Raw genomic sequence first — 17,151 nt, forward strand, 5'->3', positions numbered from 1 at the left:
TGATATGATGTTATAAAATAGATGATAGCCTCCGGCAGGATAATCTTGCCTGGGGCTATTTTCAGTTATACTGCTCGAAAACAAACTTTTGCAAATTCCACAATATGGGGTATCATAAGCGTAACCAAAGACGAGTTTATTGAAAAGGAGAGGCTTTCATGAATCCCATTTTAAATCAAATTGGTACTGTGTTTATCCCTGTCAATGACATTGAAAAAGCGCGCGATTGGTACTGCGAGATATTGGGATTGCCTGCGGATGGAGAGATTTTATTTGGACATTTGTACATCGTTCCGATGAATGGAACACGTATTGTGCTGGACAGCAAAATCTATGCCAAGAACCATACGTTTAAAACGCCGGCATTTCATTTTGATACTCATAATATTGAAGAAGCCTATGCATTTATGCAATCTAAACATGTAAATATAACGACAACCATAGAGCATGACCAATGGTTTAACTTTCAGGATCCTGACGGAAATCTGTTGATGATATGCAAGTGTTAAATGAATAAATGGTAAGCCCTCCTAGTATACAATAATTGAAGTATTGTATCGTTTGTTAGCCAGTCAGAGTCTCTAAACTTCTTGCCGACGTACTATCAAACAGATCTTCATATGACTGCAAAAAAAACAGGTGCAATCACCAAATTCAGTCTTCTTGGATAGTGTGAGCCAGACAGAGGCCTAATAACAATAATTATGCAATCGCTTACATTTCTATAAAATTCCGTTCTTTAAAAGGAGGGTATGTCATATGATCACATGTTAGAATCTCAGGAAGTGAAGTGTTGGAAACCAAAGCTGGCCATCATCTAGCGTAAAGGAGAGAGCTATATGTGTACCTTTATGAAAGAACGCACATGGTTATTGAAAGCATGCGAGTCGGTATTCATCGTGTTTCTTACAGCAATGATTCTGTGCGGCATTCTAAGCCCAAATACAGCGAGTGCAGCAACAAGTGTTTATACCATCTCGGCTTTTACCAATAGTAGCGAGTCCAATCTGTATATCTACCAATCCTATAATGCCACGAATTATGGCCTCCTTAAAGACTCTGCATACACCCCACCGGAGGGCCTAATCCGCGATCCCAGCATCATAAAGCACACGGATGGCCTGTATTACGTGGTCTACACCACGAACTGGTCCGGCAATACGATCGGCATAGCGTCAAGCCCGGATAAGGTGAACTGGAATTTTGTCCGCAACATCCCATTATCCTTGCCTAGCGGAATCGCCCACACCTGGGCTCCCGAATGGTTCGTGGACAATAATGGCAGCTTGAATGTCATCGTGTCTCTATCGCCGGGTAACTATCAAAACTTCAGACCTTATGCCATTACGGCAGCAAACAGCAATCTTGCTTCTACGGCCTGGTCGGCTCCGGTCGAGCTTGCAGGCATTGCCCCAAATTACATCGACACTTTCATCGTTAAGACCGGATCAACTTATCATGCGTTTACAAAGAACGAAACAACCAAATACATCGAATATGCCATAGCGCCCTCTCTAACTGGCCCTTATACTTTCCAGGGCACCGGAGACTGGGCAAACTGGGGGGCTTGGGTAGAAGGTCCTGCACTGGTCCAGCTAGACAACGGAACATGGCGCATCTATTTTGACGGTTATTCCACGCAAAAATATTACTACAGCGACTCTTCTGATGGGTTCAAGACATGGACTGTGAAAAAGGAACTCCCAGGTTTGACCGGATTAGTCCGACACATGACCGTGTTAAAAGAAACCGGGCAGCCGGGTGATGTCCGAGCGCTGGAGTCTTACAATATGCAGGGCAATTATATCCGACATTACAACTATCAGGCACGAATTGATGAGAACGTCAGCCCTGTGGAAGATTCGAAATTTAGAATCGTTCCAGGCCTTGCGGATACTTCTGCCATCTCATTCGAGTCTGTCAACTTCCCAGGATATTATCTACGCCATAAAAACGATCTGATCTACCTAGAAAAAAATGATGGTAGCCGGGCCTTCACAACGGATGCCACGTTTCGACGCAAGGATGGGCTTGCTAATTCGGCCTGGACGTCGTACGCATCATACAATTATCCTGACCGATACCTGAGACATTACGATAAGCTGCTCCGCTTGGACCCGATCGTTACGACGATCGACAAATCGGATGCTACTTTCAAGGAGACCGCGGAATAATGGGGCAGGCACAGTCTTGTACACCATTGAAGTTGTAAGGGGAGCATGTACCCCCATTTACTTTATACCTATTTCAAATTTATAAAGGAGTGAACGCAATGAATTGGTTCAAGCGAATAATTGCCTTGCTGATGGCAGGCAGTCTGGTTCTGAGCATCCTCGGGACGAAAACGTCCGCCGCAGGGTCTGATACAGCCGTGGTTGATCCCTCACAGCAGTATCAGACCATTGAAGGCTGGGGGACTTCGCTTGCGTGGTGGGGGAAGGTGGTAGGCTCATATTCCAATCGGGATGAGTATGTGGAAAAAATGTTCAGCCCAACGAATGGACTCGGCTTGAACGTCATCCGTTATAACATTGGAGGGGGAGAAAATCCGTCATCCCAATACCTGGAGTACCGAAAGGCTGTTCCGGGCTATCAGCCTTCGCAAGGGGGATATGACTGGAATGCAGACGCCAACCAAAGATACATGCTTCAGGCAGCCAAATCCTACGGGGTCAACGTCTTCGAAGCGTTTGCGAACTCGGCTCCCTACTGGATGACGATCAGCGGTAGTGTATCGGGAGCTGCGAATGGCGTTAACAATCTCAAGCCGGAATATTATGATGATTTTGCCGATTATCTCACAGAGGTCGTTAAGCACTTTCACGACGAATGGGGGATATCTTTTGATACATTGACTCCGCTTAATGAACCGATCTCGACATGGTGGAAGCTCGGTAATGACCAGGAGGGAATGCATTTTGATCGAGCAGAGCAGAATGCTATACTGGGCCAAGTACAATCTTCTCTCACGGCCAAAGGGTTATCTACCAGGCTGAGTGCACCGGAGGAATACAATCTGGAGGACTCAACCAGTTCCTTTGCCGGATACAGCCCGGCTGTGAAGTCGGCCATCGCGCAGATCAATACCCATACGTATGGGGGGAGCAACCGAACGGCCCTTCGCAATGCGGCCACCTCGGACAATAAACATCTATGGACTTCCGAGTACGGGGACGGGGACGCCAGTGGATTGACGATGTCGCGGACGATCCTGAAGGACATACGCAATATGGGAGCAAGTGCCTGGGTTTACTGGCAGGCAGTTGACAGTGCTGAGGGATGGGGATTTTTCAAGAACGTACTTAATGACACACAGACGATCAGCTACACTGTGAATCAGAAATATTATGTGATGGGCAATTACAGTAAGTTCATTCGCCCGGGGTACAAAATCATCGGTATGAGTGACGCTAATACGCTTGCCGCTTACGATGCAGCTTCAGGCAAGCTAGTTCTGGTAGCCACCAATTCGGAATCCACAGATACGACCGTTACGTATGATCTGAGCCGCTTTACTTCGACAGGCACGTCTGCCCAGGTGTTCCGAACATCCTCCAGCGAGAATCTCAAGACACTGGCGAACATCGCGGTACAGGACAAAAAGTTAACGGTCACAGCAAAAGCGGGTTCGGTTACCACCTACGTTATATCCGGCATGGCTTACACAGGTAGCAAAGGATATGACTCCAGTGTCATCTATAAACTGGTCAACCGCAAGAGCGGTCTTGCATTGGATGTGAACGGAGCTTCGACCACGGACGGCGCATCGATCGTCCAGTGGAATGATAACGGAGGAACCAACCAGCAATGGAAGCTGGAAGCGACAGGAAAAGGTTTTTACAAGCTTCGGAACGTCGGCAGTGGCTTGCTGCTGGATGTGAACCAAAGCTCCACTCAAGGGGGCGCCTCCCTGATCCAGTGGCAGGATAACGGAAATTATAACCAGCAGTGGATGCCTGTGGACGTCGGGGGCTATCTTGTTCTGGTTAACCGCAATAGTGGTCTGACGATGGATGTGAATCAGGGGGCTGTAACCGCAGGTGCGGCAGTCATTCAATGGGCCGATAATGGGGGCTCCAATCAGCAATGGAATCTCGTGAAAATAAATTAGCATTCATCAAGTGTCGAGTTCACTTTTTTACGGTATATGTGCATTATACTAATTTTGTCAGCCAAAAATATGAACCTGGAGATCAAAAGATGTTGTCAGGGGATATGAACACGTACGCATAAGAAGTCGCCATATTGGCGGCTTTTTGTTTTCAAAATTTACTTCCTTATTATTATATCATTTTGCAATAATATTATATTTATAGGCGAAACTCATGCGAGTATAATGACATTATATTTATATATAAGAAGTGTTTATTGTGTACTAGTATTTGATTTACATAATAATTCCAATTTATTTAAATGGAGGGGAATTTATATGAATAATAATTTATTTCAACCAAATGTAAGGGGAAAATTAAGATGGATGAATGAACCTGAGCACTGGGAGTACACCGAAGAAGATAGATTGATCATTGATGCACCGGCTAAGGTTGATTTTTTCAAGGATCCTGGGGGAACACATGTAGCCCATTCGGCTCCTTTTCTACATCTTCAGGTTGATTCATCATTTCAGCTTACGACACAGCTTCAGGTAGACATGCGTCATCTTTATGATTCAGGATGTTTGATGTTGATGGCTGACGAGAACAATTGGGCTAAACTATGTTATGAATTTAACGGCAATGATGCTACGATTGTGTCTGTTGTAACTAAGAATGGCTCCTCCGATGATTGTAATTCTGAGCGTGTTGTGGTTGATAACCCGCATTTAAGGATCACGAAGATTGGGAAGATTATATCTTTTTACTATTCGCCTGATGGTGAGGATTGGAAGTTAGTCCGCTACTTTGGAATGGAAATTACTGATCCGTTTATAGCGGGTGCACTGGCCCAATCACCGATGGGATCAGGTTGCCGGGCCAATTTTAAATATTTAAACTTAACGATTCCCAATGAGGATAGCAGGTTTTAGGCATTTAAGAAGTCGCCATATTGGCGGCTTTTTTGTTATGGCTTTAGCCAGTTGAGTGCGTGAAACGCGCGAAACAAAAAACCACCCGCTATGCGGGTGGAGGAATCGAGGGTTTCACCACTAAGACCATTCCAATAAAATTGAGATGTTCAGGCTCAAAAGAAAGGAATGGTCTTAGATGGCAAACAAGAGCTACAGCCTAGCTCACACAAAGTGGATGTGCAAATACCACATTGTATTCACCCCGAAGTATAGACGGAAAGAAATCTATAATCAAGTGAGAAAAGATTTAATCGAAATCTTCAGACGTTTATGTAAGTACAAGGGAGTAGAAATTATAGAAGGTCACATGATGCTCGATCATGTTCACATGTGGGTAGCGATTCCACCGAAAATTGCTGTCTCAACGTTCATGGGATATCTAAAGGGAAAAAGTTCGCTAATGATATTCGAGAAGCATGCTCAGCTCAAGTATAAATACGGAAATCGAAAGTTTTGGGCAGAAGGGTATTATGTAAGTACAGTGGGCCTAAATGAAGCAACGGTAAGAAAGTATATTCGTGAACAAGAAGCACATGATCAAGCACTAGATAAGCTGAGTGTAAAAGAATACGAAGATCCATTTAGCAGTAACAAGAGCAAAAAGAAGTAAAACCAGTTTAACTGGTAAGTGAAAGTGACAAATAACACTGAGCCTGAACAGTTTTTCGGTCAGGCTAGCGTCTTTAGGCGCAGTTTGGCAACAGGGGGTTATACCCCAAGAGCAAACCACCCGTTGGACGGGTGGTCATGATTTTCAAGAATAAGTTTCTTCTCCAAGCTTCAGGATTTGCTGGACATAGTGAGGACATTCCACTGCTTAGAAACAGCAGGAAAGTATGATTATACTGAACCAAAGAACATAATGATGATGCCATCGGCAGATCAAAAGAGACTTGACATGTAATGCGTTACACAAATTACAGTGTAATTGTAGAACATAACAACAATCATCTCATAAAACATCATTCGTTTAAACAAGGGAGACAGAATAGTAATGAATAGAGCTACTCAAAAAATTGTGTTTATCGACATTGACGGTACACTTGTCGGTGATGACGGTATGGTGCCTGAATCGGCACAAAAAGCCTGCAAAATAGCACGCGAGAATGGCCATCTGCTTTATCTGTGCACAGGTCGTTCGAAAGCTGAAATCTACGACGCTATTTGGGATATCGGATTTGATGGTCTTATTGGAGCAGGAGGGGGATATGTAGAATCTGGAGATGAGATTCTTTATCATAAAAAAGTCACGCCTGAGGATGTTCGGCATATGGTGGATTTCTTTAATACACATGGAATTGATTTTTATCTGGAGTCCAATTCGGCTCTCTATGCTAGCCAGAATTTAAAACCTCATCTGGAAAGGCGGATCTATGGAGATGTTGAGAACGACTCTGTGGCCAGAGAAAAAATGGAGCGTTTCCCCCATCCATTTATCGCGGGTTTGACATATGGAGAGACTGATTTGTATAAAGACGATGTAAATAAGGTCTGCTTTCTGGAAAGCGCTGTACCCTTTGAATTTATTAAGGGAGAATTCCAGGGAAGATTTGAGGTCATCCAGTGCACCGTCCCGATCTTTGGAAAGGACAGTGGAGAAATGATGATTCCTGGTATTCACAAGGCAATCGCCATTGCTGATTTGCTGAATCATTTGAGCCTGCCCCAGGAACAGACGATTGCCATTGGAGATGGAATGAACGATGCCGAGATGCTCGAATATTGCGCCGTAGGCATTGCTATGGGCAATGCAAATCCGGGTTTGATGGAAATTGCAGATGATATTACTGACCACGTTGAGGAAGACGGACTATATAAAAGCTTTGTAAAATACGGTTTGATATCTGAATCATAACTGTGTTTTCCTCTTTGGAGGCGATTATGTAAAATTGGGACAAGGACAGGCGCCTATACTCCGTAATTGCTAGTTATTTATGATACAATCGAGATATGGAAGGGGATGGAATTGCTGGTGTATGTCGATCAGACCCTTCCTAAAAGGAGGAGTTAGCACGTGACCAAAAACATAATGAATTGGGAGACAGGCAATTGGATCAACCAGCCTTTGTCAGCCCGGCAAGAGGGCAATCATCTGAAGGTTGTACCGGAAAAGGGAAGGGATTTTTGGAAAAAGACATTATACGGTTTCGAATATGAGGATGGTGCTGCTCTGTTAGCTGACTGGCAAACAGACAACGCGGTGGAGGTGTCATTTCTGCTGACATCCTTTACAGAGCTTTATGATCAAGCAGGTATTTTATTATATCACGGACCAGCGCAGTGGATTAAAATAGGAATTGAAATCAACGATGGAGTTCCTCAACTGGCCGTAGTAGTAACGGACGGTTATTCCGATTGGTCTTTGGCTGCTGTACCGGAATGGAAGGGGGAAGAAGTTACCATTCGTGCTTCCATTATGAAGGATGCCGTGATTATTCGGGCACGCACTGAGCACCACGGATGGCGAACCATTCGTGTGGCCCGTTTCCCGTACGCTTCCGGTAATCAAGCAGGTCCCTTTGCTTGTTCGCCGACCCGAGACGGCCTGGAGGTTACTTTTACCCGCTGGGCTTTCACCGAAGCTGATCACGATTTGCATGTAGACCCTCCAGTCAAGAAGTAGAGTTGAAAAGCTTGAGGACAATTCCTCAAGCTTTTTAGTATCAATGTCTATATATCCAAAGGCAGATCCTCAACATTTTTCTTGCAGACTACATTTGTATTACTTATAATATATGAATAAGTGATCATATATTAGTTTAATTTGCAAGTCATCAGAATTTTATAGAAGAGAGGGCAGGTAGATGAGTAAGAAAAGTCACACACACCACCATAATACGGCATGCGAACATGACTGCAACCAACATCCTCAACATAATCATTCTAAAGGCAGTGAGCATTCACATGCTCACGGGTATGGGCATTCCCATAGCCACGGGCATTCTCATGGACATGGAGCGAACAAAAATGCTTTGAAGTTATCATTCTTTTTAATTGCCGGTTATATGATCATAGAGTTTATTGGTGGATTACTGACTAACAGCCTAGCGCTGTTATCTGATGCTGGGCATATGTTGAGTGATGCGGGTGCATTGGGGTTAAGTTATTTGGCGATGACCTGGGGACAACGGCAAGCGAGCAAGTCAAAGACGTTTGGCTACAAACGATTTGAAGTACTGGCTGCTTTTATTAATGGCTTAGCACTTGCTCTGATATCGATTTATATTTTCTGGGAAGCTTTCGAACGGCTTTCTGCCCCGCCTGGAATCATGACTTCAGGAATGCTGACAATCGCAGTGCTTGGCTTGGTCGTCAATATAGCTGCTGCTTTTATACTTATGAGAGGAGATACATCTGAAAATCTCAATATTCGCAGTGCCTTTTTACATGTAATAGGGGATTTGTTAGGCTCTGTGGGTGCGATTGTGGCTGCATTGCTGATTATGTTCTTTGGCTGGAATTTGGCTGATTCGATCGCCAGTATTTTGGTGGCGGTTCTGGTGATCATCAGTGCTTATCGGGTGACTCGGGACTCCATTCATATTCTGATGGAAGGTACACCCCTGAATATGAACACAGATCAAATTAAGCAATCCCTGCTTGATCTTGAGCATGTTGTTGAAGTGCATGACCTTCATGTATGGGCGTTATCATCGGATGTTCCATTGCTGAGTTGCCATATCATCATCCAAGATCCAATGTACAGCAGTGTTGTAATGGAACGGGCACAGGGGTTGTTGAAAGAGGAATACAAGATCAAGCATATTACAATACAGATGGATAGACCGGGAATCCCGTGTCATATTGAACATTATTAGCAAGAAATTCAGAAGAGATCTACGTGATGTGGGTCTCTTCTGCTGGCTACAAGCGGCGAGGAACCTATGCGCAAAAGGATAATGCGGGAGATCCCTGTGCGCCACGCGTGGACCTAAGCAACCGGGAATAATAAGAAATGTGAATGTGTACCGATTCCGCTCTGACATCCGGAACGCTTGTCAAGCGACGTCATCGAAAAGCTTCTTGACAGTTTGATAATATTATAGTTATCATGGACATATAAAGTCTTTGATTGATTGCCATCAATCAGGGTCTATCTCCCACATAACTATCGAAAATACTCACGCTGCTGGTGAAAACTGAACTGATCGAGTCGGATCCGGGTGCCAACGGAGGTATCGGTTGAAGGGAAGAAAGTGGATATTTCTTTTCTGCACATCATTCATGCAATGGAAGGCACTGCTTACTGTTCTGAATGCTGTGGCAGTGAAGATCCACGATTTGATTATTTGTAGATAACATATATCTGCAAAGTCTTTATAATATTCATGCAAAAAGGAGACTGAGACAATGTGCAGCGAACCCATTACCAATGAATGGAACTCGGGAACGTATGATGATAAGCTGAATTTAGTAGCTGAGCTGGGAGGAGGGGCCTTGTTCTTACTGCAGCCCCGACCCGGGGAGCGAATCCTAGATGTGGGCTGCGGATCTGGGGACTTGACCGCCAAGATTGCAGCCGCCGGAGCAATACCCACAGGTCTCGACCTGTCGGAGGAAATGGTAAAGCGGGCCAGACAGAAGTACCCTTTTCTGAATGTTCAGGTGGAAGACGCTTGTCATTACCGGACGGATACCCCCTTTGACGCTGTGTACTCCCATGCGGTTTTGCACTGGATCAAGGATGCTGATGCTGTCGTTCGCTCTATCTGGCTGGCCCTCCGGGAGGGTGGGCGATTCGTTGCCGAATTCGCAGGTAACGGCAATGTCGCCGTTCTGACAACCGCCATGGAGCAGACGCTTGAGGCGCATGGTTATGCGTGGGCTGGAAGGAATCCGTGGTATTTTCCCACCATTGGAGAATACGCCAGCCTGCTGGAGCAGGCCGGCTTCCGTGTCACGTTGGCTCAGCACTTCGACAGACCCACTCCGCTCAGGACAGATACTGGGGTTCGGGGCTGGCTGGACAAGTTCGCCGATTATTTCTTCTTGGACGTCACCCCCGCAGACAAAGTATCCATCTACCGCGCCATTGAGGCAAAGGTTAAGCCATCCATAGACCAGGGAGGTCAATGGATGGCCGACACCAGCCGATTGCGCATCGTAGCCATCAAGGAACACGCTTAAGTAGGACATATAGGGATGTACTTGATTGACCTTGAAAGGGAAGCACCCCTCTACAGCAGGAATGCTGTGGGGGTGTTTTTTTTATGGTTTATCGCCAACTCAGTCTTCTCATAGCACTCTATAGTGATTCTGATTATGACGATAAGTAGTCTAAAAGTAGCGTTCTGGGAAGGATATCTCCTTGTATGACTACGAAATGCCACCTCATCATTTGCAGTTGAATACAGAGAAAACAGGAAGAGCGATATTTTCCACCAAAATAGATAATAATATACCCCCTTTCTTGGATTTTTTATCTTTATAATGAAGACGCATCCATAACAATCAAAGGAGTTGGTATGTTTTGACACGTAACAAATGCTTAAGAAGATTGTCCACCGCCATGTTAACGGTGCCTATGCTCACGATGTTCGCTTCAGGTGCAATGGCAGAGCAGGAAATGAACGGACATAAGCCTCCGGTTTCTACTGGAAGCGGCGTGTTTTATGAAATTTATATTAATTCTTTTTATGATTCGAATGGAGACGGACACGGTGATTTGAAAGGAATTACACAAAAGCTTGATTACTTAAACGACGGCAACCCCCGTTCGGGCAAGGATCTGCAGATCAGCGGCCTCTGGCTCATGCCCCTAAATCCGTCTCCAAGCTACCATAAATACGATGTAACCGACTACTATCAGGTCGATCCCCAGTATGGGAATCTGAATGATTTCCGCACCTTGATGAAAGAAGCGGACCGAAAGGGCATCAAGGTGATTATGGACCTTGTTATTAATCATTCGAGCAGTGAGCACCCTTGGTTCAAAGAGGGTAGCGTCAACCCGCAAAGCAAATACCACGACTATTACGTATGGGCGGATGAGAACACAGATCTGGAAGAAAAGGGCTCGTGGGGTCAGCAGGTATGGCATAAGAATCCGAATGGCGAAGGGTATTTCTACGGCACGTTCTGGTCGGGAATGCCGGATTTGAACTTCGACAATCCCGAAGTTCGCAAAGAAATGATCAAGGTAGGAAAATATTGGATACAGCAAGGTGCAGATGGGTTCCGGCTCGACGCGGCAATGCACATTTTTAAAGGACAGACAAAGGAGGGTGCCGATAAAAACATCGCCTGGTGGAATGAGTTCCGTTCCGAGATGGAGAAGGTAAATCCGAATGTATATCTAGCGGGGGAGGTATGGGACAAACCGGAGACAATAGCTCCTTATTACGGACCGCTGCATTCCCTCTTTAATTTTGACCTGGGCGGAACGATTTTGAATTCCGTGAAAAACGGCCGGGATCAGGGTATCGCTACATTTGCCGAGAAAACGCTGAAACTGTACAAATCTTACAATAAAGCGGCACTCGATGCTCCGTTCCTGAGCAACCATGACCAGACTCGTGTCATGAGCGAGCTGGGAGGGGATGTGCAAAAAGCTAAGCTGGCCGCTTCCATACTTTTGACGCTTCCGGGTCAGCCGTTCCTCTATTACGGGGAAGAAATCGGCATGAAGGGAGAGAAGCCCGATGAGTATCTGCGGGAGCCTATGCGCTGGTACAAGGGAGCTGGCCCCGGTCAAACGACGTGGGAGGAACCCAAATACAACACAGGCGAAGTATCGGTGGAAGCGCAGCTGCGGGACGATGATTCCCTGCTGGAAAGCTACCACACGCTCATCCGTCTAAGGGAAGAACATGAAGCTCTCCGCAGCGACAGTCTGCAACCTATCCAAACAGGTTTTGCCAGCGTGACCGCATTTAAACGCACTTCAGGCAAAGAAACATTGTATGTATACCATAACCTGTCTGGAGAGCCGGTTACCCTGCAGATGAAAGATTTGGATAAGGGTAAGTGGAAAGTGGTCTTCTCCACCTCGAAGGATGTGAAGGTGAAGAAAGGAATGGTCACGATTCCGGCCTACAGTTCTCTGATTACTGGAGAAGACAGATAGAGCTGAACATACGCAAACTTACCGTTCAAATGAAGCGGATATATATCGACGAATCCATGTTGGGGTGTTAAGAGCACCCCTTTTTTTTATATGAGTTTTGCTGCATCCGAATAGAAGATATTGAACGTCAGGAGAGCAGTTATATGTCAACACTACGCGGAGGAATGAACGGGGAACGTATTCGATTCAACTAGGCCAATTCAATGTAAAGCACGCCCGTTAGAGTACACACAGGGCAGAATAAATGACATTCTCCAGTGTGTAGTCCAAGGGGCGCTATTTAATGCTCTCATCCATATTAAAGATCGGGCGCTTCCATATGATTATAAAGGGGATAAGCCTTCTCGTACATTTAATTTTTTGTCTTGGCAGGCAGCTACTCCTCGAACGGCAGGCTTTCTTTAATTGCCCACAGGTCGTTATAGCTAAGAATCCGACGATCGGCTCTGGACAGGTCCTGCCGGCCCGAGCCGGGGTTGTGGAAGCCGATGCAGCGCATACCCGCACTCTTGGCTGCCTGGACACCGTTCCGTGAATCCTCAATAACGATGCAATGGGCCGGGGCAATGCCAAGCTGCTCGGCGGCGTATAGGAAGATGTCCGGTGCCGGCTTACCCTGCGATACTTCTTCTCCAGTGATTCGAATATCGAAGTAACGGCCAAGCCCTGTCTTTTCCATGATGAGATCAATCAGCTCCCGTGGAGAGGAAGAGGCCACCGCGACTGGAATCCCTCTATCTTGCAGCCAGTCCAGCCACCGCTCCAACCCGTCAATTGCCACAAGGCTCTCGTGTGCAATCATCGTCTGCATCACATTTTTCCGGTGATAGGACAGAGCCTCTTCCACTGTATTGGTGAGCTGATGTCTGTCCAGCACCTGGCGCCACATGGATTCGAGTGTCACTCCAACATAGGTGTGGTGCTCATTTTCCGTCATGGACGCACCGAAATGGGCAAAGGAGCTACGCTCGATCTCAAAATAAATCGGTTCGCTGTCTACCAGCACTCCGTCCATATCGAAGATGACCGCCTTGACCGGAACGGACGCTAATGAGCCTCCCAAGCATTCATTATTTGGCTGCGCATCATGATGAATGGTTGTCATGTCCATTCTCCCCCTTGTTTGTATCCGGATTTAGTTACCGGAGCCGTTCGATTGCAGCACAACCTTGATCGCCTGTGAAGAAGGCTGAAGTGTCCGCTCGCTGATATTGCATCCGAGGGTCAGAAAAGCCTCACGGTAGTCTTCCAGCGGATAGGAGTGGGTAATGATTTTTTTGGCGGGAACGATCTGCTGCTCAATCAGGTAATGAGCCGTGGAGAACGTTCCCAGGGAATCAATCGAGCCAATGATTTTGAGGCTACGATCAACTACCTCTTTCGGATTGAACGTGCTTGTCCCATCTCTCAGCCCCACCAGCATCAGATATCCGCCGCTCGTAAGCTGGGACAGTACCTGTGTACCGACCACGCCTGTGGTATCCACAATCATGTCTACCTGATTTTTTAGCGGTGCCAGCTCATGAATGGCTGATTCCATTGTGGCGTGTACGGACCACCGATCAGGGGCCACGGAATCAGCTATGGCGAGCCGTTCTTCCGAGATGTCAACGAGGCAGCCTGTGACACCTTTGGAAGCAAGAGCATAACTGTACAGAATTCCAATTGGGCCTGCACCAAGAATGATGGTTGTGAAGTTCGGCAGCAGGTGAATCTGGTTGATTCCGGTCAGCATACAGCTCAGCGGTTCGGTCAGTGTTGCTTCTTCGTAGCTGATATGATCCTTCAGCTTGTACAGAAAACGATCCTCCGTCACATAATAATCGGTGAACGTCCCGTCGGCGCTGACTCCGGTCTCGGTTACGGATTTATGTGTGCAATGATTCTGTCTTCCTGTTCGGCACATATCACATTGACCACAGTAGTATGTCGGATCAATCACGACCCGGTCCCCGGGCTGCATTGAACTAACGGCTGATCCTACAGCGATTACTTCCCCCGCTGATTCGTGGCCCAGGATAGTGGACGACACGGCATGATATTTGCCACTGATGATGCCTAAATCCGTACCGCATACGCCTGTCGCCCGGATCCGGACGAGTACATCGTTATCTTTTTTAATCTCCGGGATAGGTCTTTCCTCAAGTGCGACATCCCAAGCTGATTTGTATACCAGTGCAAGCATAAATAAGTCCTCCTTTTTGCCTATTGGGCAGATAGTTAGTGAAGGGTCGCCAGAACCGCGTCAAGCCGTTTAACAATTTCGACAATCTCATCTTCTGTAGCCGTGAGGGAAGGTCTCACTTTGACCACATTGCCATAACCGTAACGGGAACCTCTGAGAATTAATTGCTGTTCGTCAAATACACGATCGATAATCCCATTGCTTTTCACTGCATCCGGGGCATCGTCCTCGTCTACAATTTCCAGTCCCCACATCAGTCCGACGCCACGAGCCTCACCAATGCAATCGTGCTTGTCGGCCATCTCCGTCAGCAAGGATCCGAGCAGGCTTCCTTTAGACCGGACGGCTTCCAGAAAACCGGGCTCGGTTACAACCTCCAGCGTGAATTTGGCTGCCGTGACCGAGATTAGATTGCTACCTGAGGTGAAGGAGTGCTCGTGCTTCTCGAGGACATTAAGCCGAGACTGCATTAATACCGCTGCTACCGGTACACCAATGCCGCCGAGACCCTTGGCGAGAGTAATGATATCTGGTTGGATATCAAACAGCTCACTTGCGAACATGTAGCCTGTCCGCCCAATCCCGGTCTGCACCTCATCAGCGATCAGGATCAGCCCGTACTCGTTGCACAGCTGACGGAGACGCTTAAAATATCCTGCAGGTGGGATGATATTGCCTCCGTTGCCCAAGATGGGTTCAATAATCATGCAGGCCACAGAGCCTGAGCTTGCATACTCAATGGCATCCGATATGGCTTCGACGCATTGATAGCCACACTTGTCAGGCGAAGAATTAAACGGGCAGCGATAGCAGTAGGGAGCAGGTAAATGCAGGGAATTTGCTGCAGCCGAGTTGGGAAATTTCCTCCGCCGGAAGGCGTTACCGGATATACCTGTTGCGAACTGGGTCTGTCCATGATGGGACAGGTACAGGCTGATTATATCGGATGCTCCGGTATATTTCTGGGCCAGCTTCACAGCGCATTCGTTCGCTGTGGAGCCGGTAATATCTCTCATCCACCCCGCGTCGATGCCGTTTGGCGTATACTTGATCAGATGATCCAGGACTTCCTCGACGTAGGGCTCGGTAAAGGATGAGGACATGTGGACAAGATTAGCGACTTGTTCCTGTACTTTGGTAACGACATGAGGGTGATTATAACCGAGCGACAGATTGAAGGTGCCGGATACGCCATCCAAATACTCCTTTCCTGAATCGTCAATCAGAGTAATGCCTTTTCCGTATCTGAAGCGTTCTTTGGTTAAGGTATGCACAATACTTTCCCTCCATATCAGAATATACATTTCTCTAAGTACATCCTTATAAAGTGTACAGCCCCTGTTACAGCATAACGCGGCGGGCCTCACCTCCCCCAAGAATAAAGTGATCTCATCCTTCCTTGCCCTGATGGACAAGGGAGTCAACTACCCGGCTGCCCCTACCATTCCACAGATGCGAGAGAATGACCCCTAGCAGCAGAATCAGGCTGAAAGCCGCCAGAATCCAGAGGGTAGCCGTCACCGACCATTCGCTCATGCTCCAGCCTGTTACATATTGAAGCACCGCGCCGCCAATTCCGCCCGACGCAATCAGAATGCTGGTCGTTCTCTCGGTCATTCCCGGAATCAGCACGTTCGCATAGACGAGGGCGATACAGAAGAGTCCGGACATGAACAACCCTGCACCAAAAATTAGAAGGTATGTAGCCCACTGGCTGGATACAAACGCCATAGCAACCAGGAAGCAGAAAGTCCCGATTGCGCTCCACAGCAGGAAAGGAATATATCCTGATGACTCTGCAATCCTTCCTGAGAACATGCGGCCGATGATCATTGCAATCCAGAGTATGCTGACACCCAGCGAGGCTACGGATTCCCGAAGCTGCAACGTCTCGATCAGAATGGAGGGCAGGAAGTTCATGAGTCCCAGTTCAAGACCCATGTAAACAAAGAAGAATACAATGAATATTCCCAGTAACACACGATGCTGTCCCGAGTACCGGGCTTGTTCGACCGATCGCTCAGAGGTTCGGAGGTCTGCTTGGGTAAGGTGAGAAGAGGCGGAAGCAGGCATGGTAAGCCAGAACAGCCCCAGAATAAACGCCAGAAGGGAGATGGTGTAGAAGGTCAGATGCCACATTCCAAACCAGATATACAGGCTTACCACCGCCGGAATGAGCAGTGCACCAAGTGCAAAATAGACATCCAGCTTGGACATGGCTACGGCTTTCTGCTCCTCGGTGAACTCAATCGTGAACGCTCCGATGGACGACTCAATGATGCCTGAGCCGAAGCCAACCCAGATGGTCATCACGATGACCCAGGTCCATGAGGGGAGTACACCCAGGAAGGCATACCCTGCCACGATACTGACCAGGGCAATAGACAGCATCGACTTGCGACCGATATGCAGTGCCATGAAGGGGGAGAGCAGAACGCCGACAAGAAATCCAGAAAACTGTAGGAACAGCAGTAATCCGCCATCGCTGTATCCTCGTCCATAGTGTGGCAGCAGTATCGGTAGTAATGCCCCAAGAACCACGCTGGTGACGCCGATTAACAGATAGAAAGCACAACTTAAAGCGAATAGTCTCTTCAAGGTCCGTCCCTCCATAAGGTTGTATTTTTATATGGGTTTTGTTTCTTTACTAGATTATACCTTTTTTATGGAAATGTATATATATATTTATATAAAAAATGCTAAAAATGATCCAAAAAATCTTACACGTATTTAACATAAATCGGCATGATCTTACGGATATTCGTCATGTTCCATGTCACTGTGATACGCACTCAGCTGTGGATACACATCTAAACCCCCAGACCCGCCGCA

General features: G+C 46.9%; 14 protein-coding genes and 1 pseudogene. 11 read left to right on the forward strand and 4 right to left on the reverse strand.

The genetic code is table 11. The annotated features are described in order from the left end of the window. The first annotated feature begins 158 nt into the window (after nt 1-158). The 11 genes and pseudogenes from NST83_RS12035 to NST83_RS12085 all read left to right on the forward strand — a co-directional run bounded on the left by NST83_RS12035 (nt 159) and on the right by NST83_RS12085 (nt 12,134). Nucleotides 159-509, forward strand: coding sequence for a VOC family protein (locus NST83_RS12035; protein ID WP_342417752.1), 351 nt, complete (start codon nt 159-161; stop codon nt 507-509). Between the two features lie 330 nt (nt 510-839). Next, nucleotides 840-2,174: a glycoside hydrolase family 43 protein gene (locus tag NST83_RS12040; RefSeq protein WP_137063071.1), complete on the forward strand. Its 1,335-nt coding sequence runs from the start codon at nt 840-842 to the stop codon at nt 2,172-2,174. A gap of 98 nt (nt 2,175-2,272) precedes the next feature. After that, nucleotides 2,273-4,111 (forward strand): RICIN domain-containing protein, encoded by a 1,839-nt coding sequence (locus NST83_RS12045; protein WP_342417753.1) that lies wholly within the window; start codon nt 2,273-2,275, stop codon nt 4,109-4,111. A gap of 318 nt (nt 4,112-4,429) precedes the next feature. Then, nucleotides 4,430-5,026 carry a DUF1349 domain-containing protein gene (locus NST83_RS12050; RefSeq protein ID WP_342417754.1) on the forward strand — a complete coding sequence of 199 codons (597 nt, stop codon included), beginning with the start codon at nt 4,430-4,432 and terminating at the stop codon, nt 5,024-5,026. A 178-nt stretch (nt 5,027-5,204) separates the two neighbouring features. After that, a complete protein-coding gene (gene tnpA / locus NST83_RS12055) occupies nt 5,205-5,678 on the forward strand; it encodes an IS200/IS605 family transposase (protein ID WP_342417327.1) in 474 nt (157 codons plus the stop codon). A gap of 384 nt (nt 5,679-6,062) precedes the next feature. Then, on the forward strand, nt 6,063-6,923 hold the full coding sequence (locus tag NST83_RS12060) for a Cof-type HAD-IIB family hydrolase (RefSeq protein ID WP_342417755.1): 861 nt from the start codon (nt 6,063-6,065) through the stop codon (nt 6,921-6,923). Nucleotides 6,924-7,082: 159 nt separating this feature from the next. Then, nucleotides 7,083-7,691: a DUF1349 domain-containing protein gene (locus tag NST83_RS12065; RefSeq protein WP_342417756.1), complete on the forward strand. Its 609-nt coding sequence runs from the start codon at nt 7,083-7,085 to the stop codon at nt 7,689-7,691. 181 nt (nt 7,692-7,872) lie between these two features. After that, a complete protein-coding gene (locus NST83_RS12070; protein WP_342417757.1) occupies nt 7,873-8,886 on the forward strand; it encodes a cation diffusion facilitator family transporter in 1,014 nt (337 codons plus the stop codon). A 254-nt stretch (nt 8,887-9,140) separates the two neighbouring features. After that, a pseudogene (locus tag NST83_RS12075) lies at nt 9,141-9,306 on the forward strand (Rrf2 family transcriptional regulator); the annotation flags it as partial. A 112-nt stretch (nt 9,307-9,418) separates the two neighbouring features. Continuing rightward, nucleotides 9,419-10,195 (forward strand): methyltransferase domain-containing protein, encoded by a 777-nt coding sequence (locus NST83_RS12080; RefSeq protein ID WP_342417758.1) that lies wholly within the window; start codon nt 9,419-9,421, stop codon nt 10,193-10,195. A 343-nt stretch (nt 10,196-10,538) separates the two neighbouring features. Then, a complete protein-coding gene (locus tag NST83_RS12085) occupies nt 10,539-12,134 on the forward strand; it encodes an alpha-amylase family glycosyl hydrolase (protein WP_342417759.1) in 1,596 nt (531 codons plus the stop codon). Between the two features lie 376 nt (nt 12,135-12,510). On the opposite strand, the gene NST83_RS12090 is transcribed toward NST83_RS12085, so the two are convergent. The 4 genes from NST83_RS12090 to NST83_RS12105 form a co-directional block, all read right to left on the reverse strand. After that, the gene (locus tag NST83_RS12090) at nt 12,511-13,239 is read right to left on the reverse strand and encodes an HAD family phosphatase (RefSeq protein WP_342417760.1); all 729 of its coding nucleotides are present in this window, start codon (nt 13,237-13,239) and stop codon (nt 12,511-12,513) included. A gap of 30 nt (nt 13,240-13,269) precedes the next feature. Then, a complete protein-coding gene (locus NST83_RS12095) occupies nt 13,270-14,319 on the reverse strand; it encodes an alcohol dehydrogenase catalytic domain-containing protein (protein ID WP_137063080.1) in 1,050 nt (349 codons plus the stop codon). Nucleotides 14,320-14,354: 35 nt separating this feature from the next. Beyond that, a complete protein-coding gene (locus NST83_RS12100; RefSeq protein WP_342417761.1) occupies nt 14,355-15,593 on the reverse strand; it encodes an aspartate aminotransferase family protein in 1,239 nt (412 codons plus the stop codon). Nucleotides 15,594-15,708: 115 nt separating this feature from the next. Continuing rightward, nucleotides 15,709-16,917, reverse strand: a complete 1,209-nt coding sequence (locus NST83_RS12105) for an MFS transporter (protein WP_342417762.1) — start codon at nt 16,915-16,917, stop codon at nt 15,709-15,711. Nucleotides 16,918-17,151 lie beyond the last annotated feature (234 nt).

This window comes from Paenibacillus sp. FSL R10-2782, from assembly GCF_038592985.1.
Lineage (GTDB): Bacteria > Bacillota > Bacilli > Paenibacillales > Paenibacillaceae > Paenibacillus > Paenibacillus terrae_C.

What these genes read in the sequence shown, in the direction of transcription:
- NST83_RS12070 (WP_342417757.1), top strand. Translation starts at nt 7,873, where the DNA reads ATGAGTAAGAAAAGTCACACACACCACCATAATACGGCATGCGAACAT.
- NST83_RS12060 (WP_342417755.1), top strand. Translation starts at nt 6,063, where the DNA reads ATGAATAGAGCTACTCAAAAAATTGTGTTTATCGACATTGACGGTACA.
- tnpA (WP_342417327.1), top strand. Translation starts at nt 5,205, where the DNA reads ATGGCAAACAAGAGCTACAGCCTAGCTCACACAAAGTGGATGTGCAAA.
- NST83_RS12090 (WP_342417760.1), bottom strand. Translation starts at nt 13,239, where the DNA reads ATGACAACCATTCATCATGATGCGCAGCCAAATAATGAATGCTTGGGA.
- NST83_RS12045 (WP_342417753.1), top strand. Translation starts at nt 2,273, where the DNA reads ATGAATTGGTTCAAGCGAATAATTGCCTTGCTGATGGCAGGCAGTCTG.
- NST83_RS12040 (WP_137063071.1), top strand. Translation starts at nt 840, where the DNA reads ATGTGTACCTTTATGAAAGAACGCACATGGTTATTGAAAGCATGCGAG.
- NST83_RS12035 (WP_342417752.1), top strand. Translation starts at nt 159, where the DNA reads ATGAATCCCATTTTAAATCAAATTGGTACTGTGTTTATCCCTGTCAAT.
- NST83_RS12095 (WP_137063080.1), bottom strand. Translation starts at nt 14,319, where the DNA reads ATGCTTGCACTGGTATACAAATCAGCTTGGGATGTCGCACTTGAGGAA.
- NST83_RS12050 (WP_342417754.1), top strand. Translation starts at nt 4,430, where the DNA reads ATGAATAATAATTTATTTCAACCAAATGTAAGGGGAAAATTAAGATGG.
- NST83_RS12080 (WP_342417758.1), top strand. Translation starts at nt 9,419, where the DNA reads ATGTGCAGCGAACCCATTACCAATGAATGGAACTCGGGAACGTATGAT.